At 61.8% G+C, this 24470-nt stretch carries 25 protein-coding genes and 1 pseudogene; 12 read left to right on the top strand and 14 right to left on the bottom strand.

Going from position 1 to position 24470, the window contains the following annotated elements:
* The first annotated feature begins 33 nt into the window (after positions 1-33).
* The 3 genes from C4J91_RS23865 to C4J91_RS23855 all read left to right on the top strand — a co-directional run bounded on the left by C4J91_RS23865 (position 34) and on the right by C4J91_RS23855 (position 4053).
* Entirely contained in the window at positions 34-1686 is a 1653-nt protein-coding gene (locus C4J91_RS23865) for an acyl-CoA dehydrogenase family protein (RefSeq protein ID WP_124364535.1), read from the top strand.
* 187 nt (positions 1687-1873) lie between these two features.
* Positions 1874-3346, top strand: a complete 1473-nt coding sequence (amn, locus tag C4J91_RS23860) for an AMP nucleosidase (RefSeq protein ID WP_164484569.1) — start codon at positions 1874-1876, stop codon at positions 3344-3346.
* A 71-nt stretch (positions 3347-3417) separates the two neighbouring features.
* The gene (locus C4J91_RS23855) at positions 3418-4053 is read left to right on the top strand and encodes a pseudouridine synthase (RefSeq protein ID WP_124364533.1); all 636 of its coding nucleotides are present in this window, start codon (positions 3418-3420) and stop codon (positions 4051-4053) included.
* On the opposite strand, the gene C4J91_RS23850 is transcribed toward C4J91_RS23855, so the two are convergent.
* Together C4J91_RS23850 and C4J91_RS23845 are read right to left on the bottom strand one after the other, a co-directional pair.
* Complete coding sequence (locus tag C4J91_RS23850) at positions 4048-4257, bottom strand: DUF2788 domain-containing protein (protein WP_025999909.1); 210 nt, start codon at positions 4255-4257, stop codon at positions 4048-4050. The genes C4J91_RS23855 and C4J91_RS23850 overlap by 6 nt on opposite strands.
* 197 nt (positions 4258-4454) lie before the next feature.
* Positions 4455-4934: an Lrp/AsnC family transcriptional regulator gene (locus C4J91_RS23845; RefSeq protein WP_003194418.1), complete on the bottom strand. Its 480-nt coding sequence runs from the start codon at positions 4932-4934 to the stop codon at positions 4455-4457.
* Positions 4935-5351: 417 nt separating this feature from the next.
* Between C4J91_RS23845 and C4J91_RS23840 the strand changes: the two genes are divergently transcribed.
* Complete coding sequence (locus C4J91_RS23840) at positions 5352-6368, top strand: DUF6515 family protein (protein ID WP_124364532.1); 1017 nt, start codon at positions 5352-5354, stop codon at positions 6366-6368.
* Here the strand turns inward: C4J91_RS23840 and C4J91_RS23835 are convergent.
* Positions 6365-7258: a cation diffusion facilitator family transporter gene (locus tag C4J91_RS23835; RefSeq protein WP_124364531.1), complete on the bottom strand. Its 894-nt coding sequence runs from the start codon at positions 7256-7258 to the stop codon at positions 6365-6367. The two genes, C4J91_RS23840 and C4J91_RS23835, sit on opposite strands and share 4 nt — an antisense overlap.
* A 10-nt stretch (positions 7259-7268) precedes the next feature.
* A complete protein-coding gene (locus C4J91_RS23830) occupies positions 7269-7688 on the bottom strand; it encodes a polyribonucleotide nucleotidyltransferase (RefSeq protein ID WP_124364530.1) in 420 nt (139 codons plus the stop codon).
* A gap of 247 nt (positions 7689-7935) precedes the next feature.
* Between C4J91_RS23830 and hrpB the strand changes: the two genes are divergently transcribed.
* Positions 7936-10446 carry an ATP-dependent helicase HrpB gene (gene hrpB / locus C4J91_RS23820; protein ID WP_124364528.1) on the top strand — a complete coding sequence of 837 codons (2511 nt, stop codon included), beginning with the start codon at positions 7936-7938 and terminating at the stop codon, positions 10444-10446.
* A gap of 83 nt (positions 10447-10529) precedes the next feature.
* Here hrpB and C4J91_RS27920 read toward each other — a convergent pair whose 3' ends face one another.
* The 3 genes from C4J91_RS27920 to C4J91_RS23810 all read right to left on the bottom strand — a co-directional run bounded on the left by C4J91_RS27920 (position 10530) and on the right by C4J91_RS23810 (position 12168).
* Positions 10530-10817, bottom strand: a complete 288-nt coding sequence (locus C4J91_RS27920) for a hypothetical protein (protein WP_256681623.1) — start codon at positions 10815-10817, stop codon at positions 10530-10532.
* A complete protein-coding gene (locus tag C4J91_RS27915; RefSeq protein WP_256681622.1) occupies positions 10817-11098 on the bottom strand; it encodes a hypothetical protein in 282 nt (93 codons plus the stop codon). The genes C4J91_RS27920 and C4J91_RS27915 overlap by 1 nt, the downstream gene beginning before the upstream one ends.
* A gap of 167 nt (positions 11099-11265) precedes the next feature.
* On the bottom strand, positions 11266-12168 hold the full coding sequence (locus C4J91_RS23810; RefSeq protein ID WP_124364527.1) for a GntR family transcriptional regulator: 903 nt from the start codon (positions 12166-12168) through the stop codon (positions 11266-11268).
* Between the two features lie 189 nt (positions 12169-12357).
* On the opposite strand from C4J91_RS23810, the gene C4J91_RS23805 reads away from it, so the two are divergent.
* Positions 12358-13110, top strand: a complete 753-nt coding sequence (locus C4J91_RS23805; RefSeq protein ID WP_124364526.1) for a hydroxypyruvate isomerase family protein — start codon at positions 12358-12360, stop codon at positions 13108-13110.
* Positions 13111-13128: 18 nt separating this feature from the next.
* Here C4J91_RS23805 and C4J91_RS23800 read toward each other — a convergent pair whose 3' ends face one another.
* Together C4J91_RS23800 and C4J91_RS23795 are read right to left on the bottom strand one after the other, a co-directional pair.
* Positions 13129-14217 (bottom strand): endonuclease/exonuclease/phosphatase family protein, encoded by a 1089-nt coding sequence (locus C4J91_RS23800; protein ID WP_124364525.1) that lies wholly within the window; start codon positions 14215-14217, stop codon positions 13129-13131.
* A gap of 41 nt (positions 14218-14258) precedes the next feature.
* On the bottom strand, positions 14259-14918 hold the full coding sequence (locus tag C4J91_RS23795; RefSeq protein ID WP_124364524.1) for a YciC family protein: 660 nt from the start codon (positions 14916-14918) through the stop codon (positions 14259-14261).
* Between the two features lie 180 nt (positions 14919-15098).
* Between C4J91_RS23795 and C4J91_RS23790 the strand changes: the two genes are divergently transcribed.
* The 3 genes from C4J91_RS23790 to C4J91_RS23780 all read left to right on the top strand — a co-directional run bounded on the left by C4J91_RS23790 (position 15099) and on the right by C4J91_RS23780 (position 17079).
* Positions 15099-15830, top strand: a complete 732-nt coding sequence (locus C4J91_RS23790) for a DUF2076 domain-containing protein (protein ID WP_124364523.1) — start codon at positions 15099-15101, stop codon at positions 15828-15830.
* Between the two features lie 118 nt (positions 15831-15948).
* A complete protein-coding gene (locus C4J91_RS23785; RefSeq protein WP_124364522.1) occupies positions 15949-16425 on the top strand; it encodes an NYN domain-containing protein in 477 nt (158 codons plus the stop codon).
* Positions 16426-16467: 42 nt separating this feature from the next.
* Positions 16468-17079 carry a PolC-type DNA polymerase III gene (locus C4J91_RS23780; protein ID WP_124364521.1) on the top strand — a complete coding sequence of 204 codons (612 nt, stop codon included), beginning with the start codon at positions 16468-16470 and terminating at the stop codon, positions 17077-17079.
* A 141-nt stretch (positions 17080-17220) separates the two neighbouring features.
* On the opposite strand, the gene C4J91_RS23775 is transcribed toward C4J91_RS23780, so the two are convergent.
* From C4J91_RS23775 to C4J91_RS23765, 3 genes and pseudogenes are all read right to left on the bottom strand, one after another.
* Positions 17221-17529: a DUF6124 family protein gene (locus C4J91_RS23775; RefSeq protein ID WP_124364520.1), complete on the bottom strand. Its 309-nt coding sequence runs from the start codon at positions 17527-17529 to the stop codon at positions 17221-17223.
* Between the two features lie 527 nt (positions 17530-18056).
* Positions 18057-18764, bottom strand: a complete 708-nt coding sequence (locus C4J91_RS23770; RefSeq protein ID WP_124364519.1) for a cyclase family protein — start codon at positions 18762-18764, stop codon at positions 18057-18059.
* Positions 18754-18935, bottom strand: a pseudogene (locus C4J91_RS23765) (Lrp/AsnC family transcriptional regulator); the annotation flags it as partial. The gene C4J91_RS23770 and the pseudogene C4J91_RS23765, both read right to left, overlap by 11 nt.
* A 140-nt stretch (positions 18936-19075) precedes the next feature.
* Here C4J91_RS23765 and yedA point away from each other — a divergent pair.
* Both yedA and C4J91_RS23755 read left to right on the top strand, forming a co-directional pair.
* Positions 19076-19972, top strand: a complete 897-nt coding sequence (yedA, locus tag C4J91_RS23760; protein WP_124364518.1) for a drug/metabolite exporter YedA — start codon at positions 19076-19078, stop codon at positions 19970-19972.
* A 49-nt stretch (positions 19973-20021) separates the two neighbouring features.
* Positions 20022-21356 carry a DEAD/DEAH box helicase gene (locus C4J91_RS23755; RefSeq protein WP_124364517.1) on the top strand — a complete coding sequence of 445 codons (1335 nt, stop codon included), beginning with the start codon at positions 20022-20024 and terminating at the stop codon, positions 21354-21356.
* 121 nt (positions 21357-21477) lie between these two features.
* Here C4J91_RS23755 and C4J91_RS23750 read toward each other — a convergent pair whose 3' ends face one another.
* The gene (locus C4J91_RS23750) at positions 21478-22704 is read right to left on the bottom strand and encodes a TIGR03862 family flavoprotein (protein WP_124364516.1); all 1227 of its coding nucleotides are present in this window, start codon (positions 22702-22704) and stop codon (positions 21478-21480) included.
* Positions 22705-22875: 171 nt separating this feature from the next.
* Positions 22876-23796 carry a histone deacetylase gene (locus C4J91_RS23745; RefSeq protein WP_124364515.1) on the bottom strand — a complete coding sequence of 307 codons (921 nt, stop codon included), beginning with the start codon at positions 23794-23796 and terminating at the stop codon, positions 22876-22878.
* 75 nt (positions 23797-23871) lie between these two features.
* Between C4J91_RS23745 and C4J91_RS23740 the strand changes: the two genes are divergently transcribed.
* Positions 23872-24441, top strand: a complete 570-nt coding sequence (locus C4J91_RS23740; RefSeq protein WP_124364514.1) for a GNAT family N-acetyltransferase — start codon at positions 23872-23874, stop codon at positions 24439-24441.
* The last annotated feature ends 29 nt before the right edge of the window (positions 24442-24470 follow it).

Below are 24470 nucleotides of genomic sequence, written 5' to 3'. Positions count from 1 at the left end.
GATGTCACGTGGCCTTTTTCCAAGAGGCCCGTCATGAACCTGCACCGGTTTGCCGAAACCCACGACGTCACCAACCAGCCACCGTCTTTGGACGGTACCAACCTGTACCGCATCGACCTGCCCCTGCAAGAGTGGGCGCGTCGCTTTGGCGCCGGCTGGGCCGAGTCGCGCATCGATGCCTATGGTGCCCTGGCCGGCGGGCCGTTGATGGAGGCCGGCTTCCTGGCCAACCAGCACAAGCCGGTGTTCAGCAGCCATGACCGGTATGGTCATCGAATTGACTTGGTGGAGTTTCACCCCGCCTACCACGAACTGATGCGCACCGCCGTCGAGCACGGCCTGCCGTCGCTGCCGTGGGCCCATCCGCAATCCGGCGCCCACGTGGCGCGCGCGGCGATGACTTACCTGCACAGCCAGGCCGAAGCGGGCACCGGTTGCCCGCTGACCATGACCTTCGCCTGCGTCCCGGCCCTGCGCTTGCAACCGGAGCTGGCGGACCTCTGGCTGCCGAAGATCCTCACTACCCAATACGACCCGCGCAACGTCGGCATCGCCCACAAGGCCGGTGCCACAATCGGCATGGCCATGACCGAAAAACAGGGCGGCACTGACGTGCGCGCCAACACCACCCGCGCCTACGCGGTGGGCGCGGGTGGGCCGGGGCAGGCCTACGAACTGGTCGGCCACAAGTGGTTCTGCTCCGCGCCCATGTGCGACGCCTTCCTCACCCTGGCCCAGACCGACAAGGGCCTGACCTGTTTTCTGCTGCCCCGGCATCGCCCGGATGACACGCGCAACGAGTTCTACATCCAGCGGTTGAAGAACAAACTCGGCAACTGCTCCAACGCTTCCAGCGAAGTGGAGTTCCGTGGCGCCCTGGCCTGGATGATCGGTGAAGAGGGGCGCGGCGTGCCGACCATCATTGAGATGGTCGCCATGACCCGCTTCGATTGCATGGTCGGTTCCAGCGCGCTGATGCGCCAGGCCTTGACTCAGGCAAGCCACCACTGCGCCCACCGTTCGGTCGGCGGCCGCGTATTGAGCGAACAACCGTTGATGCAGAACGTGCTCGCCGACCTGGCCCTGGAAAGCGAAGCGGCCTTGGCCTTGAGCCTGCGCATGGGGCGGGCGCTGGATCACCTGGGCAATGAACAGGAAGCCAAATTCGCCCGGCTGGTGACGGCGGTGGGCAAGTATTGGATCTGCAAACGCGCACCGGCCATGATCAATGAAGCCGCCGAATGCATGGGCGGCGCCGGGTATGTCGAGGACAGCATCCTGCCGCGTCTGTACCGTGAGGCGCCGGTGAATTCGACGTGGGAAGGTTCCGGCAACGTGCAATGCCTGGATGTGCTGCGGGCATTGTCCAAGGAACCGGGTGTGCTGGAGGCGTTGTTTGTCGAACTGGGCGATGGGCATGGCGACCCCCGGCTGGCGCGGCATATCGAGGGGTTGAAGTCAGCGTTCATGGACACCCAGGATATCCAATACCGCGCACGTCAACTTACCGAGGATATTGCCCTGGCGCTGCAGGCCAAGCTGTTGCTGGAGGCCGGGAATGGGGCGGTCAGCGATGGGTTTGTGGCCAGTCGGTTGGGTGAGTCATCGGGGCGGGTCTACGGCGCCTTGCCGCGCGGGGTGGATGTGGAAGCCATCGTCGCCCGCTCAACACCGCAGTCTCTCTGACACTACACGGTCAAAATGTGGGAGGGGGCTTGCCCCCGATAGCGGTGTGTCAGCCAATACATCTGGTGGCTGATACTCAGCTATCGGGAGCAAGCCCCCTCCCACATTTTAAAGGGCATTCCAACTCTGGTGTTTCAGTGAGGCAGGGATACAGGCAAGATAAAGGCCTGCAAGTCCAGAACACAGGATGCTTACCGTGACCGAAGCTTTTGTTGTCGTTCAAACCGCTGAAGAGGCCGTGGATCGGCTGGCGGCCCTGCATGAGCGTGCGACTGGCGCGCTCAATCAAGCCCTCAAGCAGTACCTCAAGGACCGCGTCGAACCCGACGCCGCACAACGTGCGCTGTTTCGCTATCCGGAACTGCGCCTGACTTACCACTGCCACGGCGAAGTCCCACAGACCACCCGGGCGTATGCCAAGGTGCAGTTGCCAGGTACCTACAGCGTAACCGTCACCCATCCGGCGGCCTTCCGTAAGTACCTGCTGGAGCAACTGGTGCCGCTGATGCACGACTTCACCGTGACGGTGGAAGTGGGCGTCAGCCAGCAGAACATTCCGTACCCGTACGTGGTGGAGCAGGGCGATGAGCTGGCCGGTTCCGGCGTGACCGCCGCGACCCTGGCCCGCGTGTTTCCCAGCACCGACTTGTCGGCCGCCACCGATGGCATCGCCGACGGCCTCTATGACTGGGAAAACACCGACCCGCTGCCCCTGGCCCTGTTCGACGCGGCCCGTGTGGACTTTTCGCTGCGCCGCCTGGTGCACTACACCGGCAGCGACTGGCGCCATGTGCAGCCGTGGATTCTGCTGACCAACTACCATCGCTACGTTGACCAGTTCATCGTGCATGGCCTGGAGCAACTGCGCAGCGACCCGCGTTTTATCCGCATGGTGCTGCCGGGCAACGTGGTGATCGACAAGAGCATGGACCACGGCGAAGCGTCGGCGATTGCCGCAGGCGTGGTCTGGCACCGCTATCAGATGCCGGCCTATCACTTGCAGGCCACTGACGGCCACGGCGTGACCCTGGTGAATATCGGCGTGGGCCCGTCCAACGCCAAGAACATCACCGACCACCTGGCGGTGCTGCGCCCGCATTGCTGGCTGATGATCGGGCACTGCGGCGGCCTGCGCCAATCCCAGACCATCGGCGACTACGTACTGGCCCACGCCTATATGCGTCGCGACGGGATTCTCGACCGCGTGGTACCGCCGAACATCCCGATTCCGGCCCTGGCCGAGGTGCAGCTGGCGCTTCAGCAAGCGGCGGCGAACGTCACCGGCGAAAAAGGCGAAGAGCTGAAAAAACGCCTGCGCACCGGCACCGTGTTGACCTACGACGACCGCAACTGGGAGCTGCGCTGGGCCCAGGAGCGGCCGCTGATCAACCTGTCTCGCGCGGTGGCGGTGGACATGGAAAGCGGCACCATCGCCGCCCAGGGTTACCGGCTGCGCGTGCCGTACGGCACGTTGTTGTGTGTGTCGGACAAACCGCTGCACAGTGAGATCAAGTTGCCGGGTTCGGCCAACGCGTTCTATGAGCGGGCCGTCAGCCAGCACTTGAAGATCGGTATCGAAGCCGTCGACCTGCTGCGTACCGAACTCAACGCGCTGCACTCGCGCAAACTGCGCAGCTTCGACGAGCCGCCGTTCCGCTAAGCGGTGGGGATGGTCATTTAGCGGTCAGGCCACTAGCATTGTCGGTCCTGACCGTTAGATGTTCCTTCGCCATGTCCCGTCCTACCCGTCCCGATTCGCGCCGCCCTGGTGTGAAACCCCCACATACGGGCCCGCGCCGTGTCGCCAAGGCACCGCCGGCCGAGCCGAAGCTGATCCTGTTCAACAAGCCGTTCGATGTGCTGACCCAGTTCAGTGACGAAGGCGGGCGCGCGACCCTCAAGGACTTTATCGACATTCCCGGTATCTACCCGGCAGGCCGCCTGGACCGTGACAGCGAAGGCCTGTTGCTGCTGACCAACGACGGCCAGCTACAAGCGCGTATTGCCGACCCCAGGCATAAGCTGGCGAAAACCTACTGGGTGCAGGTCGAAGGCGAACCCACCGAAGCACAGCTGCAATGTCTGCGCGACGGCGTGGAGCTTAACGACGGCATGACCCTGCCCGCCGAGGCCCGGCGGTTGGAGGAGCCTGATTTATGGCCACGCAACCCGCCCGTGCGCTTTCGCAAAAGCGTGCCCACCCACTGGCTGGAACTGGTGATTCGTGAAGGGCGTAACCGCCAGGTACGGCGCATGACCGCCGCGGTGGGCTTGCCAACGTTGCGCCTGGTGCGCGTACGGATTGGCGACTGGTCTATCGAAGGCCTCGATCAGGGCCAGTGGAAGGCAGTACCGCCGCGTTTATAAGGCACCGGACTCGATCAGGCCGATCACTACGCTCTTAATGATGAACGCGGCCACGCCCAGGCCCAGCACGAAAAACAGAATGAACGAGCCAAAGCGCCCGGCCTTGGATTTTTTCGCCAAGTCCCAGACGATAAAGCCCATGAAGATAATCAGGATCGTGACCAGGCCGGTCATCATCCATTCTTCGAACAGGGCGGGGTCGATGTTGTTCATGGGGCTTCCTACTAAGGCAGGCGGGAAGTATACGGCAGCGTCACAGGCACAACATTGACTTGGATCGAAGTGCAATCAAACTGTGGGAGGGGGCTTGCTCCCGATGGCGGTGTGTCAGTTGGTACATGTACTGACTGACACACCGCCATCGGGAGCAAGCCCCCTCCCACATTTGAACTTCAGTGTTCTCAGGTGCGCAGGTGAGTCAGGGGCAGTTCGGTGCTATTCAAGACTTGGTTGAGCACAAAGCTTGAGCGCACGCTGGTCACGCCTTCAATCCGGGTCAGATGCCCCAGCAGCAGTTTCTGGTAGTGATCCATATCCGGCACCACAACTTTCAACTGATAGTCGGCGTCCATCCCGGTCACCAGGCTGCATTCCAGCACCTGGGGCAAGGTGCGGATGGCCGCTTCGAAGTTTTCGAAACGTTCTGGGGTATGTCGGTCCATGCCGATCAACACGTAGGCGGTCAGGCTCAGGCCGAGCATCTTGCGATCAAGCAATGCGACCTGACGGGCAATGTAGCCGTCGTCTTCCAATTGCTTGACCCGGCGCGAGCAGGGCGAAGGCGACAGGCCGATGCGCTCGGCCAACTCCTGGTTGGAGATCCGTGCGTCACGCTGCAATTCCGCCAAAATACTCAGGTCGTATCGGTCAAGCTTGCTCATTGGGTTGGCCTTTGTCGTAACTATTGCGGTGAATTATCCATGAAGGGTTAAAAATTGCGCAAGCACTGTTTATTGACGCAATCTTCGCAATCATCCGTCGGGCCCGGGCCTGTATCTTTATCAACAGAATCACCGCCTGGACAACAGTCCACTCGCAGCGAGCCCAATCAGGCCCGCTGCGGCCGCCACCCGAGCAGGGTTGAGCCGGCCTCCAGGCTGCACACTGTCCACAAGACGGCGTGAGGTGAGCCAACGTCAAAAGCGTTGAGCCAGGACGAAATTCTCAAGGGGTGGCCGACGGGTCACCCCTTTTCTTTGCGTTCAAGAAAATAGTTCTCGTGACTGATAACCTGTCTCAGAACCGGGCGAGGCTTTTCCAGTCTCATGATCGAGCCCTAATCCGCAGTGAGGAAAAGCATGAAGCGCATCTGGCGTATGGCAGGTGTTGGTTTGCTGGTGGCCAGCGTTGGCGCCCAGGCGGTGGCCGACGAACGCGATAACTCACCGGGCCAGGGGCAGCGCCCACAGGGCGGCGGCGGTCAGCATGAGCGCGGGCCGGAAGGCGGCGGGCGCCCGGAGAATAACCCGCCACGCCCGCAGAATCCGCACATTGATCGCGGCGGCCAGAATGGCGGCGGTCAATGGCAGGGGCGCCCGCAGGCGAATGAACAAGGGCGGCCGCAACCGCAGCCACAGCCGTCGAACAACCTGCCGATCCAGGGGCGGCCCGATACCGTGCGCCAGACCCAGGAGCCGCGCCAGGGCTATTACCGCGATATCCCACGGCGTAACGACGACAACCGACATTGGGAGGCGGGCGGTCCAGGTTCGCGGCCTGGTGACCATGGCCGTCCCGGCGACAACCGCTGGCCGGGGCGTCCCGATGGGCACGGCAACGGTTGGGGGGCAGGCCCGCAATATCGTCCAGGCTATGTCGTCGACCGGTTCCCCGATCGCAATTACCGCGTGCCCTACCGTGGCCAGGATTACTTCTACTCCGGCGGTTACTGGTATCGCCCGCAAGGCCCGCGCTATGTGGTGGTGAGGCCACCGTATGGCATCCGTGTGCAGTATTTGCCGGACTACGCGCGTGAAGTTTGGGTGGGCGGTTCGCTATTGTTCCTGGCGGCTGGCGCCTACTACGCCTACGAACAGAACACCCAGCAATACGTGGTGGTGGAACCGCCGGCGCAGGTGCCGGCGCCTCAGCCTGCGCCGCAAGGCAATGGCTATAACGTAGTGGCCTACCCGGCCAACGGGCAATCCCCGGCTCAGGTGCAGCAGGACGGTTACGATTGTTATCGCTGGGCCGCGCAGCAAAGCGGCTTTGACCCGCAGACCGCCACCTACGCCCCGGACCCGGCGGTGGTGCAAACCTACCGCCAGGCCCAGGGCAACTGCCTGAGCAGTCGCGGCTATCAGGTCCAGTATTAAGCGCTGGCGCCGGTGACCACTTCCTGCGGGTCGGCGTGCACCAGCACCTCGGCCTTCGGGTAGGCCTGATGAATGGCATCGGCGGCTTGGTCGCTGATGCCGTGGGCCACCGACAGCGTCAATTCACCTGGCAACTCCAGGTGCAACTGCACGAACCAGTGGTTGCCGGAAACCCGCGTGCGCAAGTCATGGGCGCCCAGCACGCCCGGTACGCTGCGGGCCAGGTCGAGCATATGCTGGCTGATATCCGCCGGCAGTTCTTCGTCCATCAATACGGCAAAGCTTTCCCGGGCGATCTGGATGGCGCTCCACAATATGTAGGCGGCGATACCCAGGCCGAACCAGGCGTCCACCTGATGGAAGCCAAAACCGGCGAGCACCAGCGCCACCAGGATGCTGCCGTTGAGCATCAGGTCGGAGCGGTAATGCAGCGAATCGGCGCGCACCGCGTTGGAGCCGGTTTCGCGGATCACCCGGTGTTGCAGCATCAACAACGCCACGGTCAGCGCCAGTGAAAACACGATTACGCCGATGCTCAGCCAGGGCGCGCCTACAGGCTCCGGGTGTTGCAAGCGTTGGTAGGCCTGGAAGGCGATCAATGCTGCGCTGCCGCCGATAAACAGCGCCTGGGCCATGCCCGACAGCGACTCCGCCTTGCCGTGACCGTAACGATGATCGTCATCGGCGGGGCGCAGGGCATAGTGCACCGCCAGCAGATTGAGCAGCGAGGTCACGCCGTCGAGCAGCGAGTCGGTCAACCCGGCGAGCATGGCCACCGAGCCACTGAACCACCAGGCGATGGCCTTGGTGATGATCAACGCACTGGCCACGCCCACCGAGGCGCGGGTAGCCAGGCGCAGGAGCCTGGCGTGTTCGGGACTGCTGGTCATGGCGCTGTCCTTATGCCGCAGGCTGCAGGCCCAGGGACGCCAGTTGTTGCACGCTGCCCTTGAATTGGATCAGGCGTGGGTCATCCAGCGGCAGGGTGCGCCCGGTTTCCTTCTGGATGATGCCTTGCAGCTTGGCGTTGTCGACCGTGCCGTCGGCGCCGATGGCTTCTTGCAGTTTTTCCGGCGCGACCTGGGCGGTCTTGCCCGGTTCGAAGTAGATCGCCCCCGTGGCGAAGTCGACGCCGAACGCGATCAGGCCGGGGATCACATAAAACAGCAAGCCGACCGCATCGAGCACGGCAATCGCCGGGTCGATCTTGCCGTCGATCTGGCCACGGCGATCCGGGTAGAAAATCGAACCGCAGGCTGTGAGTTGGCTCAGCAGGGTGACGGCCAAGACGCCGCCAATGACACGGGAAGCGATACGCATGAAAAAGTCTCCTGAACACAATTGATAAATGACTATATCGCACTGCCTGATCGTTCCCACGCTCTGCGTGGGAATGCATGCCGTGACGCTTTGCGTCAACTTGCGCAGGTATTGGAACGCGGAGCGTTCCGGGCGGTATTCCCACGCAGAGCGTGGGAACGATCTCAGTATGGGAACGATGTTATTCAGACCCGCGCAAGCATCCGGCAGTTCGCCGTTATACTCGCCGCTCTGCTTTGGAGCCAGTATGAATTCGTTGCCGATTGATGATGTTTTACCCGCCCTGCGTGACGCCTTGGCGATTCGCCATGAAGCCGTGCTGGAAGCGCCCCCCGGCGCCGGTAAAACCACCCGCGTGCCCCTGGCCTTGTTGAATGAGCCGTGGCTCGCCGGGCAAACCATCCTGATGCTCGAACCCCGGCGCCTCGCCGCGCGGGCCGCTGCCGAGCGCCTGGCCAGCGAGTTGGGCGAGAAGGTCGGTGAAACGGTCGGCTACCGCATTCGCCTCGACAGCAAGGTCGGCCCCACTACTCGCATAGAAGTGGTCACCGAAGGCATCCTCACCCGGCGCCTGCAGGACGACCCGGCGCTGGACGGCGTGGGCCTGCTGATCTTTGACGAGTTCCACGAGCGCAGCCTCGACGCCGACCTGGCGCTGGCCCTGAGCCTCAACGGCCGCGAGTTGTTTCGCGACGACCAACCGCTGAAAATCCTGCTGATGTCCGCCACCCTTGAAGGCGAGCGCCTGGCCGAGCTGCTGGATAATGCGCCGATCCTGCGCAGCGAAGGGCGCATGTTCCCGGTGCAGATGCGCTGGGGGCGGCCGTATCAGGCGGGGGAATTTATCGAGCCGCGGGTGGTGCAGACAATCCTTGAAGCCCTGCATGACGAGACCGGCAGCGTGCTGGTGTTTTTGCCGGGGCAGGCGGAGATTCGCCGAGTGCATCAACAACTGGCCGACGCCTTGGGGGATCGCCACACCGTTTTGCTGTGCCCGCTGCACGGCGAGCTCGACCTCAATGCCCAACGCGCCGCCATCGACCCCGCGCCCGCCGGTCAACGCAAAGTGGTACTGGCCACCAACATCGCCGAGACCAGCCTGACGATCAACGGCGTGCGCGTGGTCATCGACGCCGGGCTGGCGCGGGTGCCGCGCTTTGACCCCGGCAGCGGCATGACGCGCCTCGACACCCAGCGCATCTCCCGCGCCAGCGCCACCCAGCGTGCCGGCCGGGCAGGGCGGTTGGAACCGGGGGTGTGTTATCGCCTGTGGTCCGAGGACCAGCATGAAGGGCTGGCCGCCTATGGCAGCGCGGAAATTCTCGCCGCCGACCTCGCCGGCCTGGCCTTGCAACTGGCGCGCTGGGGCGTCACGCCCGCGCAGTTGGTGTGGCTGGACCGGCCACCGACCGCCGCCTACGCCCAGGCCCAGGATTTACTCGTGCGCCTCGGCGCCTTGAATGACGACACACTCACCGCCCATGGCCAGAAGATGGCCGAGTTGCCGGCCCACCCGCGTATTGCCCACTTGCTGCTGCGCGGACAGGACCTGGGCCTCGCCGCGATGGCTTGCGATGTCGCGGCGTTGCTGGGTGAGCGCGATATCCTGCGCGGCGCCGGTGCCGACTTGCACAGCCGCCTGGCGCTGTTGTCCGGCGAAGAGCGCGCCCGTGGTACCCAGGGTGGTGTGCAACGGGCCAAGCAGTTGGCCCGCCAATATCGCGGCTATTTAAGAGGCAAGGCCACCCAACCGGTGGCCGATCCCGATCATCCGCGTTGGCTTGGCGCCTTGCTGGCGTTGGCTTACCCGGACCGCGTCGCCCAACAGCGTCGCCCCGGTGGCGCCGAATACCGTTTGGCCAATGGGCGCGCCGCACTGTTTGCCGAAGCTGACAGTTTGATGAAACACGCCTGGCTGGTGATCGCCGACCTGGGCAGTCGCCAGGGCCAGCGTGAAGAGCGCATCTACCTGGCGGCGGCCTTCGACCCGGCGCTGTTCGACACGGTGCTGGCCGAGCAAGTGCGCAACGTCGACCAGCTCGACTGGGACGAGCGCGAAGGCGTGTTGCGCGCCGAACGCCAGCGCAAGGTCGGTGAGCTGGTCCTCAGTCGTGAAGCGCTCACCGGCCTCGACGAGGCCACACGCAGCCAGGCCCTGGTTGATCTGGTCCGGCGCAAGGGCCTGGAGCTGTTGCCCTGGACACCGGAGCTGCGCCAATGGCAGGCACGCGTCCTGCTGCTGCGCCAGCTCGATGCCGGCAAAACCAGCGAATGGCCCGACGTCAGCGACAGCGCTTTGCTCGCGGGCCTGGAACACTGGCTGATGCCCTACCTGGGAAAAGTCTCGCGCTTGAGCCATTTCGCCAACCTGGATATTTCCAGCTACCTGCACAACCTGCTGCCCTGGCCACTGCCCCAGCGCCTCGACGAACTGGCGCCGCAGCATGTGAAAGTGCCGTCTGGCTCATCAGTACGCCTGGACTACAGCGAACACCCGCCGATCCTGGCGGTGCGCCTGCAGGAGCTGTTCGGGCTGGCGGATACGCCACGGATTGCCGGCGGGCGCCAGGTGGTGAAGTTGCACCTGTTGTCGCCCGCGCGGCGGCCGGTGCAAGTGACGCAGGACCTGGCGAACTTCTGGCGCAGTACTTATGCCGAGGTAAAGAAGGATTTGAAAGGGCGATACCCCAAACATTATTGGCCGGATGATCCGCTGGTGGCCGAAGCGACGGCGCGGATCAAACCTAGAAAGCCTTGAGTGTAAGTAACTCCCCAGTCTTTTTGATGACTGGGGTGTTTACCTGAAAGCGTGGAATCACAGCATGGGGTGTCTTGAAGGACTTAAAGCTCTTCAGACGCGCTATCAAATTCCTTGCGCGCGTTTAGCAGCGACTTGCTCGATAGGGCGTGGATGCCGCAGGTGTACTCGATAAAAGAATGTTCGGCGGTTTCAGACTGGGCAATATTGTAGTTCTGAAAGGGCTGCATGGCCCTGCGCACTGGGGACTGATCCAGGATATTTTTGAATGTGGTGCTTGCGTCATCAGCGATCCACAGCCTTCTTGTTTTTCTCTGCTGGTTGCCATCGATGAATTTATGCCGGGCATGCAGGACCCGCAGGTTATCCATTACCAGAATGTCCCATCGGTATGCGGGAAAAAATCGCTCGACAGTTCGCCGTGATAATCATCCTTGAAACGTTGCCAGTCCTGGTTGATTGGCTCTCCACCGCCCACCACACCATGTTTATCGGACTTGGTATGAAACTGAATCAGCCCGAACTTGCCGGCGGTCTCCCTAAAGGCTTCCAGAGAGTGGTCTTGAGGCTTGATGACGTAATATCCATGCTCTTTCAGAAACGTACCATCCCTGTGCGATTCGATACGGATCCGTGTCCGAGCGGCGCGCATGATTGCCTATTGTTGTAATGAAATACAATATAAGGTGAAAAAATTAACTGTTTCGTGATTTTTTTGTATTCTGTTTTGATAGGAAACAATTGTGTTAGGCTGCTTGGCCCGTTATTGGACGGGGTGATGGCGAAGCAACGGCACTGATGGGCAGTCAGTGAAGTGCTCTAGATTTGGCTATCTTCTGGCATGACGCGCTGATCAGTCTTGAGTCGGCCGACTTGATCCAGGTGGCGCCAGAGAAACTGTGCGGCTTCTTCACGCCGATCAGACTCGATGAGGTCGAGCAAATGGATGTGTTCCTGGCATTGCGCCTTCAGACGTGTGCGATCGATGTTGGCCTTGTAGCCCATAAAGCGCCTGAGCTGATTCTGGTGGCGTATGGCGTCGATGAAAAACACATTGCCGGAACATTGCACGATCATTTCGTGAAACTGGGCGCCCACCTGGAACAATTGCGCGCGAGACAACGTCTGGATCTCACCGTCGATCAGGGCTTGTTGCTGTTGCCTGGCCTGGGCAAACGCGGCGTGATTGATCTGGTAACCGGGCTCAAGCAGCGCCGCCGGTTCGATGGCCATTCGGAAACGGTAGCTTTGAATGTGCGCCTGCGTGTTATGCACGAAGTCCTTGAGGCCCCACCCTTGGCCCGGCTTACGCTCCACCATGGCTTCGCTGGCCAGCCTGTTCAGCACCTTGAGCAACTGCCCCCGGGGCACCTCGTAACGCCGCAACAACTGCGCTTCGAAAAAGTGCGCAGGTATTTCCCCGCTCAGGATGTCGTCTACCACACGCAGGTAAAAGTCCTCGAAAGGATCGCTGGCGCAAGGGACTGCGGCTTCCTGAATCTGCCCGGCACCTTGTTTGAGGAAGTAGCCACGATTGGGCTCCTGAATGGCAATGTCCCATTGGGCGAGCAAAGCAAAAACCCGCCGGATCGGCGAGCGCGACACCCCGAGCGCTTGCGCAAATATCTGCTCGCGCAAGGGCTCACCGGCTTTCATCGAACGGGCGCGAACCATGTCGATGACGCGTGGGGCCAACTGCAGGGCGAGGTCTTTCTTGATCACAGGTTTTATTCCGAATGGTTAGCTTCAGTCCGTTCCCGTCGGGGCAGATGCCCCCACCGCACTGGAGTGGGAAAATACCATACGAAGAGCATGAGTATTTGCACTGACCACTTTCGATAGCTTGGCGCTGGAGCCGCGAAGGAGGCTCCAGGCTGATGATTTGTTTATTCCCAGGATGGATATTTACCCATGCTCAAATTCAATGCTCACCTCGGTTTTCAATTTAACGAATTGCCTTTTCTGCAACGCATCGAAGCCGCTGCCGCTGCCGGTTTCAGGGCGGTGGAGTTCCCATCGCCCTATGAATTCGACGCGAGCCTGCTCGCCGACCACCTGGCCCAATACAACCTGCCGTTGATTCAGTTCGCAGCACCGGCTGGTGTTACCAAAGGCATCGCTGCCTTGCAGGGCAAGGAGCAGGAATTTCGCGATGGGCTGCGCGAGGCGGCCCGCTATGCGAAGGCGCTGAACTGCCCGGATGTGCACATCATGTCTGGCGTGACCACGCCCCAGGATGAGAGCGCGCCTGCCTATGCAAGTAACTTGGAATACGCGGTCAAGTACCTCGAAGATCAGGGTTTGCGAACGCTGATTGAAGTGATCAGCCCGCAGGCGATGCCAGGCTATTACATGTCCGACTTCAGCAAGGCCCAACAGGTGCTGGAAACCTTTACGAGTGTCGGACTGATTCTGGATCTTTACCATGCTCAGCTGTTGACCGGCGACGCAGCCGGGGTGCTGGCGCAGTTTTACGACAGGACCGTCCATGTACAAATCGCCGACAACCCGGGGCGTCATGAGCCGGGCACCGGGAACATGGACTTTGCCGCCTTGTTCGCGGCGCTGGAGCAGCGTGGCTACCCAGGGTGGATCGGCTGTGAATACCGCCCATCCGGCACCACTGTTGCCAGCCTTGAGTGGCTTAAGCCGCTGCATGCCTAGGTGTTGAAAAGCTGGGGGTCATTGCGCGGCAGGCAGCAGGAACCGGCCAATCACCGGCAAATGGTTGGAAATACGCAACGTGTCTTCCTGCCTTACCTTGGCCGCCACCCGCTTGATCCGGGCGCTGTAGAACAGGTAATCCAGCGTACGGTCCGGCCCTTCGAGGCTTGGATCGTTGGGGAAGTGCGTCAGCCATTTCTCTCGGTCGATCCCGCTGGATTCACTGTTGCTCGGGATCATCGGGTATTTGTCCCACAGCAGATGCAGCTCACTGTCCGGCGAATATTGGCCGCGTTTTTGCGCATCCAGGCGCAGGAACTGGCCCAGCGGCAGCGCATTGAAATCCCCGCCAATCACCCAGGGCGTGCCACGACCTTCCAGTTTATCCAACAACTTCACGGTGGCCTGCACTTGCTCCCGCACGGCGCTGCGTCCAGGCATGCCGCCGTCCAGGCGCGTATTGAGCACCGCCAGTTGGCCACCGTCGCTCAGCGGCAGGTAAGTCAACAACAGGGCAGGCTTGGGCTGGAATTGGCGGCTGATGAAATTGGCCTGCGGGGTCGGCAATTGCAGGCGCTCGGCGTGTTCGATCTGGTAGCGGCTCAGGGTCGCCAATTTGCGGCCGACGCTGCCGAAGATACGCAAGTTGGGCACAAAATCAGCTTTCCAGTCGAAGGCCTGGGCGCTGCAGGGGTAAAGGTCGACCAGGCGCTCCTGCAACAGGGCCAGCTGATCCTGATAATGGGAGGGCTTTGCGCCTTCGTCGAGTTCCTGCAACAGCAGGATGTCGGGCTGTTCGTCGCGGATCACCCGCGCCACTTCGTCAAGGCTGAAGGCCATGTCTTCAACCGTGGGGCGCTCGTCCGGGCCGCTGCCGTCGGCGGTGTCGTACCAGAACACGTAGTTCTTGCCGGCCAGGTATTGCACATTCCAGGTCATCACTTTGAGTGCCTGCCCCGGCAGCAGGGTCGGCGCACGCGGCGCGACGCAGCTGACGGGCAGGGTTTCCTTGGCGACGGGGCGCCAGGTCAGGCTGTAGACCAGGGCCGTCAGCAGGCCCGCAATCAGCAGCAGGCTCAACAGGGTGATGCGCAATAAACGGGTCATCGGCTCGGCTTATGTGCGTTTCAGGATGGGCACGGAGCATATCACCGCACGTCGGCGTCGCCACCGATCAACATGAATAAACGGAACAGCACCACACTGGTGAACAGCTGCAGGAAACTGTGGGCGCTGTCCATCAACAGCCCCAGCAATGGCGCGGGTTCGGGATAGGCCGCCACGCTCGCGCCCTTGAGCAGCCACAGCGGGGTCATCACGCACAAGAGGCACACCAGGATTCGCCAGAAGTGCCCACGGGTCAGGCGCAGGCTCTCCTTCATCGCTTCAAGCGCCGACATGCCGCGCAAAACCAGCAGGTACTCGGCAAACGCCAGCACCACCATCAGCCACAGGCCCGGCAGGAAATACAGCGACAGCCCGAGCAGAATCAGCAGCGTGCTCATGGCGGTCAGCAGGGCGAAGCGCGGCCACATCGCCAATGCCATGGCCCACACGTCCTTGGTGCGTGGCGACTCGCCACGGGTGCGCGCGTCGAGAAACAGGATCAGCGCGCCGGTGTACAACGGGTACACGAGCAATCCCACCACCACGCTGTAACCGCTGAAGGCATCCGGGCCCAGCGTGTGGTCGAGCACTTGTTGCAGCAGGGCTTCGAGGATTACCAGCGGCAGGCACAGCTGGACGATGGCGCCCAGGTTGCGTTGGGTGAAGCGGAAGGAGTCGCGCAGCACGTCTAGCGGATTCATCAGAGTCATCACAGGCCGAAAAAGCAGAGGCACACTTTAACCGATAGCGGGCCTGGGCAAGCAAACGTAAACCTTGCGTAAAGACCATTGAAACAATTGGTAACAGCCCCATAACTAGGGCGTACCTTGCCTGACGCCAGGCGGGACCCTGATTTTTACCGGCAATCTAACGAGGTCGCCATGAACAGCGAAGAACAAACCCTGATCGACGGACTGTTTTCACGGTTGCAGCAAGCCGAAACGGACTCAGCCCCCCGCGACGCCCAGGCCGAAGCGCGGATCAAGGAACACATGACTCGCCAACCGGCCGCCGGCTACTACATGACCCAGTCGCTGCTGGTGCAGGAACACGCGCTGCAGAGCCTCGATGCGCAAAACAAGCAGCAGGCCCAGCAGATCCAGCAATTGCAGGAAGAGCTGCAGCGCGCCAAGTCCGCGCCAGCGGCTCCGGCGAGCGGTGGCGGGTTTCTCTCGAGCATCTTTGGCGGCGGCGGTTCGCGCGATGCGCAGCCTGCGCCGAGCAACGCGGGCGGCGGTTGGCGTGAACCGGCGCGACCAGCCTTCAACCAGCCGGCACCGCAACAGAACTATCAACAGCCGCAACCAGCGGCCGTCGCCGCGCCTGCGGGCAGCGGGTTCCTGGGTGGCGCGATGAAAACCGCCGCCGGCGTGGCCGGTGGTGTGTTGCTCGCCGAAGGCATCAGCAGCCTGTTCCACCACAACCAGCAGCCGCAGGTGGTGGAAGAGATCATCGAGCAACCGGCGCCTGCCAGTGATCAAGGTGGCTGGGGCAATGATGACCAGAAGTTCGCGGGTAATGACAGCTGGGGCAGCAACAACGCGGACAGCTTCGCCGACAGCGATTATTCCGACGATTCCTCCTCCTTTGGCGATGACGATTCCTTCGTCTGACACGCCCGGCCGGGGCGCTACGGCGCTCCGGTCTGATTTTTTCCCGGAAAGCTTCCCTTGGCTGGCATACTGGCACCCTTTCCGGGCGCTGGCGCCTGGCGGTCATTGAGGAAGTGCGGTGAAGAAAATTGCAGTGTTCGCCGATGTGCAAAACCTCTATTACACCGTTCGCCAGGCCTATGGCTGCCATTTCAACTACGCCGCGCTGTGGGCGGATATCAGTGCCCATGGGCAGATCGTGGAGGCGTACGCCTACGCCATCGACCGTGGCGACAGCAAACAGCAGCAGTTCCAGCAGATCCTGCGCAACCTCGGTTTTACCGTGAAGCTCAAGCCTTACATCCAGCGCAGTGACGGCTCGGCCAAGGGCGACTGGGACGTCGGCATCACCATCGACATCATGGACGCCGCCGCAAACGTCGACGAAGTGGTGCTGGCCTCCGGCGATGGCGATTTCGACATGCTGCTCGACCGCATCATCCACAAGCATGGCGTGCAGGCCGTGGCCTACGGCGTGCCGGGGCTGACGGCCAACTCACTGATACGCGCCGCCAGCCGCTACGTGCCGATCGAAGGCGCGTTGCTGCTTAAATAAGCGCTGTGGCTCACTTAATTGTCAGACGGAGTTGGAACAGGTTTGGAACGTATAGCGGTCATCGACTTTGAAACCACCGGCATCACCCCGAGCAGCCACTGCCGGGCCACGGAAATTGGCGTGGTCATCCTTGAGCGCGGGCAAATCGTCGACCGCTACCAGAGCCTGATGAATGCCGGCGTACGCGTGCCGGGCTTTATCGAACAACTCACCGGCATCAGCAACGCCATGCTGCGCAGCGCGCCGCCGGCCGAGCGCGTGATGAACGAGGTCAACGAGTTCGTCGGCACCACGCCGTTGATGGCGCACAACGCCGCGTTCGACCAGAAGTTCTGGGACTTTGAGCTGAGCCTGATCCGCCGCACCCGCCTGCAGAAATTCGCCTGTTCTTTATTGCTGGCGCGTCGGTTGATGCCTTCGGCGCCGAATCACAAGCTCGGCACCCTCAACACCTACGCCCAACTGCCCCACACCGGCAAGGCTCACCGGGCGCTGGCGGACGCGGAAATGGCCGCCAACCTCACCGCGCACCTGGCCCAGGAACTGCGCCAGACCCATGGCCTGCGTGAGCTGTCACATGACTTGCTGTGCACCTTGCAGAAAGTGCCGGCGGCGAAGATCAATGAGCATTTGAAGAAGCATCGCGGGTTCTGAGCCTGGGCGCGGTTTCAAGAACACTGAAGCTCCAAATGTGGGAGGGGGCTTGCCCCCGATAGCGGTGGGTCAGCCAGCTTATGTGTAGCTGACCCACTGCCATCGGGGGCAAGCCCCCTCCCACATTTGGTGATGCGTCGCCTATGGAGCCTGCGTGCACTCCAACGCCTGATCCACCACGCCCTTCGCCATCTCCACCAAATGCATCACCGCCCGCTGCGGCGCCTTCATCAACTCACTCGACGCGTGCGCCGTCTCCACCGCGCAATGCAACAAATCCGCCGCATGGGCCAGGGCCTCTTCGAAGCTCAGGTTGTCATTCAGGATAAAAGTGGGCGCATCCGGGGCGGACGCTTTGAGGTAGTAGTCGATGGCGCGACGGTGGAGCAGGGCGTCTTCGCTGAGGAAGTCGGCTTTGGACTTCGGTGGATCGGGGGTGACTTTGATCATGGTGGAGCTCCTTGCTGGAAGAAGTCGACACCGTTCGCTTGCACGCGAATAGGGTGGCAACTGTACGTAGGTGTGCAAGACCGGGGCAAGGATCCAAACCCAGCAGGCCCGAAGGCCTCCCACGCACAGCCGCCATAACAGGCATATCAGCTGTAGGTTTATTTATGATCTTGCTTGCCATCGGACTTGCACGTCCGGTCACCGAACATTCGATGACAGGGCGAGACTAGCTACCGAATCCGACGGAAACAAGGCCGTGGGATTCTCTCGGAAACGTCCCGCAAATGAAAGGGATCGGTCTTGCTGGCCATAGAAACGTCGGCTTTTTTCTGGGGGCTTTATCTGCTTTCTGAATGGTCAGTAGGCATAGTCCGCCTGTCTCGTCAGACTTTTCTGGATTGCCATTCTCCCGTCTATAGCCAAGCGCAGCCACTGACGCCATCGGAAGCAACCCCCTCCCACGGTCGTCGGCGTTGCCCGGCCTACACGCGGTCACCTGTGGGCGGTCGGTGTAGGCAGCGATGATGTCAGGGAATAAAGGCCATCACCGAGGCCGGTGACCCCGAGCCATCTTCAAGCGCCAATACCCCGATAACCAGAGTTGCCCCAGTAGCCGGAAGTCGGTCGAGCTGGGTCAGGCACTCCAACACAATCCCGTTTTCGGCCAGTACCGCGTGATTGATTGCAAACGTGCTGCTTTGCCCATAATCCACGCCATGGGTATCAATGCCCACGCCGGCAATCTGGCGGTGCTCCAGCAAAAAGCCAATGGCTGCCTCGCCAATCCCAGGAAAGTGCGAGCCTTGCGCGTCGTGGCCGAAAAAGGCGGTCGGATCGTTCCAGAGGTGTTGCCACCCGGTGTACACCAGCACCACCGAACCCGTATCGATAGGGCCGTGTTGGTGTTCCCAAGCGTGGATATCCTGCGGGCTGACTTGGTAATCCGGATCGGCCATGGCTTTACTGCGCACATCGATCACCACCGCTGGCCGCACCAGCGCTTCTGCCGAGTAACCCTCAATCCCCATTCCATCGGTATAAAAGCTCTTCGGCGCATTCATATGAGTGGCGCTGTGTTCGCCCATGCTGAAGCGGCGCAGGTAATAGCCGTCCCGCTCCAATGAAGCAACGTCCGCGAACGCCACTGGCGGGTCGCCAGGCCACAGCGGGATGCGCGGGTTGATTGGATGGCTGAGACTAATGACCTGCTGAAATTGCAGCTGTTTAACCGCCATGTTTGCCATTCCCTTCCAATTGCCTCAGCGGCACGCGCCGCTCTATGGCGCTGGACAAAATAATCGAAGTCTTGCTGAACCCGAACTTCGCCACCCGATTAATCAGGTCTTCAACTGCGGCATGGTGCCCACTGCTGCTTGCATGATCACGCACGGGTCGCAGGTTACGCGTGGCTTTCGAAAGCACGGTTTATAGCCTCCATAACCATGCTTTGAAAAGTGTATGGGCTCTTTAAACAGGTTTTGTAACTTATGTTTATCCACTTGCCTTTCTAGAATAAGCCTCCCATTTCCTGCCATAGAGCCGCCCAATGCCTGGCACACGTCGCTTTCCCTTACCGTTGATCGCCGCCTTTTTTGCGTTGTATGTGATCTGGGGTTCCACTTACCTGGTGATTCGCATCGGCGTGGAGTACTGGCCGCCGTTGTTACTGGCGGGGATTCGGTTTTGCACGGCGGGCGCGTTGATGTATGGCTACCTCAGGTGGCGTGGCGCACCCGCGCCGACGTGGGCGCAGTGGAAGGCGGCCGGGATGATCGGCATTTTGCTGCTCACCGTGGGCAATGGCGGCGTCAGCGTGGCGGAACATATGGGCGTGTCGTCCGGCGTGGCCGCGTTGGCGGTGGCGACGGTGCCGTTGTTTACCTTGTTGTTCGGTTTTTTCTGGGGCGCGCGTAATACGCGGCTGGAATGGGCCGGGGTGATTCTGGGGATTATCGGCATCGCCATGCTGAATATGGGCAGCACTCTGCAATCGAGCCCGATGGGCGCGGTGTTGCTGTTGATGGCGGCGGCTTCCTGGGCGTTCGGTTCGGTGTGGAGCCGCCACTTGCCGCTGCCCCAGGGCGCGATGGCGAGCGCTGCTGAAATGCTGGTGGCTGGCGTGGCATTGTTGATCGTCAGCGGCGTGTCGGGTGAGCACTTGCAGGCGATGCCGCCATTGGAGGGTTGGCTGGCCCTGGCCTATCTGACGGTGTTTGGCTCGATCATCGCCTTCAACGCCTACATGTACCTGCTCAAGCATGTGCGTCCGGCGGCGGCGACCAGCTATGCGTATGTGAACCCCGCCGTGGCGGTGCTGCTGGGGATTGTGTTCGTTGGCGAGTCCATCGGCCTGGAAGAAGCCCTGGCGATGTTGGTGATCATCAGCGCCGTGCTGCTGATCAGCCTGCCCCAGTGGCGCAAGCCGAAGGCGGAAATAAGGTAAACTGCGGCGCAATTGCGACCTTGCGCTGAATTTTTCCTACGGTAAACACATGACTTTCGCCTCCCTTGGCCTGATCGAACCCTTGCTGCGCGCCCTTGAGACGCTTGGCTACCAGACCCCGACGCCGGTGCAGGCGCAAGCCATTCCGGCGGTGCTGGCCGGTCGTGACCTGATGGCCGCGGCCCAGACCGGCACCGGCAAGACCGCCGGCTTTGCCTTGCCGCTGCTGCAGCTGCTGACGATGGAAGGGCCGAAAGTCGCCGCCAATTCGGCGCGTGCGCTGATCCTGTGCCCCACCCGCGAACTGGCCGAGCAGGTTCACGCCAGCGTCGCCGAATACGCCCAGCACCTGCCGCTGACCACTTACGCGGTGTATGGCGGCGTGAGCATCAACCCGCAGATGATGAAGCTGCGCAAGGGCGTGGACATTCTGGTTGCCACGCCCGGTCGACTGATCGACCTGTTCCGCCAGAACGCGCTGAAACTCAATCAGCTGCAAACCCTGGTGCTGGATGAAGCCGACCGCATGCTCGACCTGGGCTTCTCCGAAGAGCTTGCCAACATCTACCGCATGCTGCCGAAAAAGCGCCAGACCCTGCTGTTCTCCGCCACTTTCTCCGACGACATCCGCCTGCTGGCCGGGCAGATGCTCAATGACCCGCTGAGCATCGAAGTCAGCCCGCGTAACGTTGCCGCCAACACCGTGAAACAGTGGGTGGTGCCGGTGGATAAAAAGCGCAAGGCGGAGTTGTTCGTGCACCTGATGCGCAAGGGCCGCTGGAAGCAGGTGCTGGTGTTTGCCAAAACCCGCAACGGCGTGGATGCGCTGGTGGATAAGTTGCAGGGGCTGGGCATCAACGCCGACGGCATCCATGGCGACAAACCCCAGGCCACCCGCCAGCGTGCGCTGGACCGCTTCAAGGCCAGCGACGTGCAGATCCTGGTCGCCACCGACGTGGCGGCCCGTGGCCTGGACATCGAAGACTTGCCGCTGGTGGTCAATTTCGACCTGCCGATCGTCGCGGAAGACTACATCCACCGCATCGGCCGCACCGGTCGCGCGGGCAACACCGGTGAGGCGATTTCGCTGGTGTGCGCCGATGAAGTGAACATGCTCTCGGCGATCGAGATGCTGACCCGCCAGACCCTGACCCGCAACATGGAACCGGACTTCGAACCGGAACACCGCGTGCCGGATACCGATGCCAGCGGGCAGGTGGTGAAGAAGCCGAAAAAGCCGAAGAAGCCCAAGACGTCGGGTGGCGGTGGTAAGCGCAATTTGGGCAAGTGGGTGGAAAGCGGCGACGTGGCGCCGGCGGAGCCTTCGATCAAGCCGGTGCGCAAGGTGCCGGTTTTTAACACGGGGCCGCGTAAGAAGAAGTGATTTTGCGGTGTGGCTGATGGCCTCATCGGGAGCAAGCCCCCTCCCACACTTGACTGTATTCACAAATCAAAATGTGGGAGGGGGCTTGCCCCCGATGGCGGCTTCGAATCCACCACCCCTCTCAGCGGTTAAGCCACTCCAACAGCCCAAGCCCAGCCGCCCGGCCGCTGGCAAAACACCCCGTCAGCAAATACCCCCCGGTCGGCGCCTCCCAGTCCAGCATCTCCCCGGCACAAAACACGCCCGGCATTTGCTTGAGCATCAGCCGCTCATCCAGCGCTTCGAACGGCACACCGCCGGCCGTGCTGATGGCTTCATCCAGTGGCCGCGTCCTGACCAGTTTCAACGGCAACGCCTTGATATCCACCGCCAACTGCGCCGGGTCATTGAAGTGCTCAGCAGGAGCCAGCTCGCGCAGCAGCGCCGCCTTGACCCCATCCAGGCCCAGTTGACTGTGCAAATGCTTGCTCATCGACCGCGACCCGCGCGGCTTGGCCAGTGCCGCCTGCACCTTGTGCAACGGCTTGCTCGGCAGCAGATCGATATGCACGGTGGCGGCGCCGTCGCGGTTGATCGTTTCCCGAATCGGCGCCGACAGCGCATAGATCAGGCTGCCTTCGATACCGGTGGTCGTCACTACGCATTCGCCCAGGCGAGGTTTATCGTCGCCCAGCCCAATGGCGACGTTTTTCAACGGCGCCCCGGCGAATTTGCTGACCATCAAGTCGCTCCACGCCGACACCTCGAAACCGCAGTTGCTCGGCTGCAGGCGCACATAGGGCACGCCACGCTCTTCGAATAAATTGAGCCAGGCGCCATCGGAGCCCAGGCGCGACCAGCTGCCGCCGCCCAAGGCCAGGAGCACCGCAGCGCTGCGCACGGTTTTCTCGCCCTCCGGGCTGTGGATAAGTAAATCACCTTCGGTATTCCACCCCAGCCAACGATGCCGGGTGTGGATAACCACACCTTGTTCACGCAGGCGCTTGAGCCAGGCACGCAGCAGCGGCGCGGCTTTCATGTCCGTAGGAAATACGCGGCCGGAGGTGCCGATAAAGGTTTCGATGCCCAGGCCATGAATCCACTCGCATAACGCATCGGCACCAAAGCTGCGCAACAACGGCGCCATGTGCGGCGCGCGTTCGGCATAGCGTGAGAGGAACGCCGGGTAGGCCTCGGAGTGGGTGATATTCATGCCGCCCACGCCGGCCAGCAGGAACTTGCGCCCCACTGAAGGCATGCCGTCGTACAGCTCCACGCGCACGCCCGCCCGGCTCAGGACTTCTGCGGCCATCAGCCCGGCAGGGCCGCCGCCGATGATAGAGACAGTGTGGGGAGAGGTCTGAGGCATGGGCAGGGCTACGGTGCTGTGAATAGGCCGAGCATTCTACCCGACGAAGGCGCAGCTGCCTGATCAAAAAACGTACACTTTCCTACAAGCCATACGGCTAACCGCTTTCAGACCGTTACGCTCAAGTTATCCACAGCTGGTTCCACAGGCATTGTGGGTAACGTCCACAGTTCAATGACAACCTGATGACGTCCACACGCGCTGCGCGCTGTGGTGCAGGATGCCGTGGCGGCGGGCCAGGGCAGGGCGGTCCTTGCTGTAGCCGCCACCGATCACGCCCATCAGCGGAATGTCGCGGCCCAGGCAGTGACGCATCACGCTTTCATCGCGAGCGGCGACGCCGGCATCGGTCAGCTTGAGGTAGCCGAGTGCGTCGTCCTTGTGTACGTCCACGCCCGCGTCGTACAGCACCAGGTCCGGCTGGTAGAGCGGCAGCAGGTAGTTGAGCGCGTCATCCACCACCTTGAGGTAGTCGGCATCGCCCATGCCCATCGGTAACGGAATGTCCCAGTCGCTCTGCGCCTTGCGCGCCGGAAAGTTTTTTTCGCAGTGCAGCGATACAGTGATGGCGTCCGGCGTGTCATGCAGGATGCGCGCGGTGCCGTCGCCCTGGTGTACGTCGCAGTCGAAGATCAGCACACGGTTGACCCGGCCGCTGGCCAGCAGGTAATGGCTGATCACTGCCAGGTCATTGAAGATGCAAAAGCCCGCCGGGTAATCGTAGTGGGCGTGATGGGTGCCCCCGGCCAGGTGGCAGGCCAGGCCGTGCTCCAGCGCCTGCTCCGCCGCGAGGATCGAGCCACCCACCGCACGCACGGTGCGGCGCGCCAGGGCTTCGCTCCACGGCAGGCCGAGGCGCCGTTGGTCCTCGCGAGACAACTCGCCGCTCATATAGCGTTCGATATACCCAGGTTCATGGGCCAGGCCCAGAATCTCTGGCGGGCACAGCTGCGGGCGCAGCAAACGGCTGTCCTCGGTCAGGCCGCTATCCACCAAGTGATCGCGCAACAGGCGAAACTTGTCCATGGGGAAGCGGTGGTCCGCCGGGAACTCGGGGCTGTAGTCATCGTGGTAGATCAATGGCAAGGGCATGGGATTTTCTGACTGGAATCTGCGTCGGATCTTACCAGCGCTGTACACTCACGCACATGGCAAGGGAGGGGACCCATGGAGCCGATACTGGAATTGGAAAGCGCACGTCTGATCATGCGCCAATGGCGTGACAGCGACCTGCAGGCCTTTGCGCAGATGTGCGCCGACCCGCAGGTGATGCGTTATTTCCCGGCTAAATTGAGCCACCTGGAAAGCGCTGCACTGATTGGCCGGATCCGCGGCCACTTCGCCGAATATGGTTTTGGCTTTTGGGCCTTGCAGCGCAAGGACACCGGTGAATTCATCGGCCTCACCGGGCTGCAGAACGTCAGTTTTGAAGCGAATTTCACCCCGGCGGTGGAAATCGGCTGGCGTCTGGCTCGCGAGCACTGGGGCCTGGGTTACGCCAGCGAGGCGGCCTGGACCGCATTTCGCTGTGGTTTCGATCGCTTGAGCCTGGATGAGGTCGTCGCCTTCACCACCGAGGCCAATCTGCCATCACAAAAAGTCATGCAGGCCATCGGTATGCATTACGATCCGCAGGCAGATTTCGAACACCCCAAGGTCGCAGCCGATGACCTGCTGCGTCCGCATGTTTTATACCGCATCACCCGCGCCCAATGGTTGGACACGCTGCACGGATAAGCAGCCCGGAATGCCCTATCGAGTTTAGG

Source organism: Pseudomonas sp. R3-52-08, from assembly GCF_003851745.1.
Classification (GTDB): domain Bacteria; phylum Pseudomonadota; class Gammaproteobacteria; order Pseudomonadales; family Pseudomonadaceae; genus Aquipseudomonas.
This window is presented reverse-complemented; position numbering and strand designations above follow the sequence as displayed.

Coding starts and splice junctions, on each gene's coding strand:
- C4J91_RS23745 (WP_124364515.1), bottom strand. CDS start 23,796: ATGCCCTTGCCATTGATCTACCACGATGACTACAGCCCCGAGTTCCCG.
- C4J91_RS27920 (WP_256681623.1), bottom strand. CDS start 10,817: ATGGATAACCTGCGGGTCCTGCATGCCCGGCATAAATTCATCGATGGC.
- C4J91_RS23795 (WP_124364524.1), bottom strand. CDS start 14,918: ATGAATCCGCTAGACGTGCTGCGCGACTCCTTCCGCTTCACCCAACGC.
- C4J91_RS23830 (WP_124364530.1), bottom strand. CDS start 7,688: ATGCGTATCGCTTCCCGTGTCATTGGCGGCGTCTTGGCCGTCACCCTG.
- C4J91_RS23845 (WP_003194418.1), bottom strand. CDS start 4,934: ATGAGCAAGCTTGACCGATACGACCTGAGTATTTTGGCGGAATTGCAG.
- C4J91_RS23790 (WP_124364523.1), top strand. CDS start 15,099: ATGAACAGCGAAGAACAAACCCTGATCGACGGACTGTTTTCACGGTTG.
- C4J91_RS23740 (WP_124364514.1), top strand. CDS start 23,872: ATGGAGCCGATACTGGAATTGGAAAGCGCACGTCTGATCATGCGCCAA.
- yedA (WP_124364518.1), top strand. CDS start 19,076: ATGCCTGGCACACGTCGCTTTCCCTTACCGTTGATCGCCGCCTTTTTT.
- C4J91_RS23840 (WP_124364532.1), top strand. CDS start 5,352: ATGAAGCGCATCTGGCGTATGGCAGGTGTTGGTTTGCTGGTGGCCAGC.
- C4J91_RS23855 (WP_124364533.1), top strand. CDS start 3,418: ATGTCCCGTCCTACCCGTCCCGATTCGCGCCGCCCTGGTGTGAAACCC.
- amn (WP_164484569.1), top strand. CDS start 1,874: ATGCTTACCGTGACCGAAGCTTTTGTTGTCGTTCAAACCGCTGAAGAG.
- C4J91_RS23805 (WP_124364526.1), top strand. CDS start 12,358: ATGCTCAAATTCAATGCTCACCTCGGTTTTCAATTTAACGAATTGCCT.
- C4J91_RS23770 (WP_124364519.1), bottom strand. CDS start 18,764: ATGGCGGTTAAACAGCTGCAATTTCAGCAGGTCATTAGTCTCAGCCAT.
- C4J91_RS23865 (WP_124364535.1), top strand. CDS start 34: ATGAACCTGCACCGGTTTGCCGAAACCCACGACGTCACCAACCAGCCA.
- C4J91_RS23755 (WP_124364517.1), top strand. CDS start 20,022: ATGACTTTCGCCTCCCTTGGCCTGATCGAACCCTTGCTGCGCGCCCTT.
- C4J91_RS23775 (WP_124364520.1), bottom strand. CDS start 17,529: ATGATCAAAGTCACCCCCGATCCACCGAAGTCCAAAGCCGACTTCCTC.
- C4J91_RS27915 (WP_256681622.1), bottom strand. CDS start 11,098: ATGCGCGCCGCTCGGACACGGATCCGTATCGAATCGCACAGGGATGGT.
- hrpB (WP_124364528.1), top strand. CDS start 7,936: ATGAATTCGTTGCCGATTGATGATGTTTTACCCGCCCTGCGTGACGCC.
- C4J91_RS23800 (WP_124364525.1), bottom strand. CDS start 14,217: ATGACCCGTTTATTGCGCATCACCCTGTTGAGCCTGCTGCTGATTGCG.
- C4J91_RS23835 (WP_124364531.1), bottom strand. CDS start 7,258: ATGACCAGCAGTCCCGAACACGCCAGGCTCCTGCGCCTGGCTACCCGC.
- C4J91_RS23750 (WP_124364516.1), bottom strand. CDS start 22,704: ATGCCTCAGACCTCTCCCCACACTGTCTCTATCATCGGCGGCGGCCCT.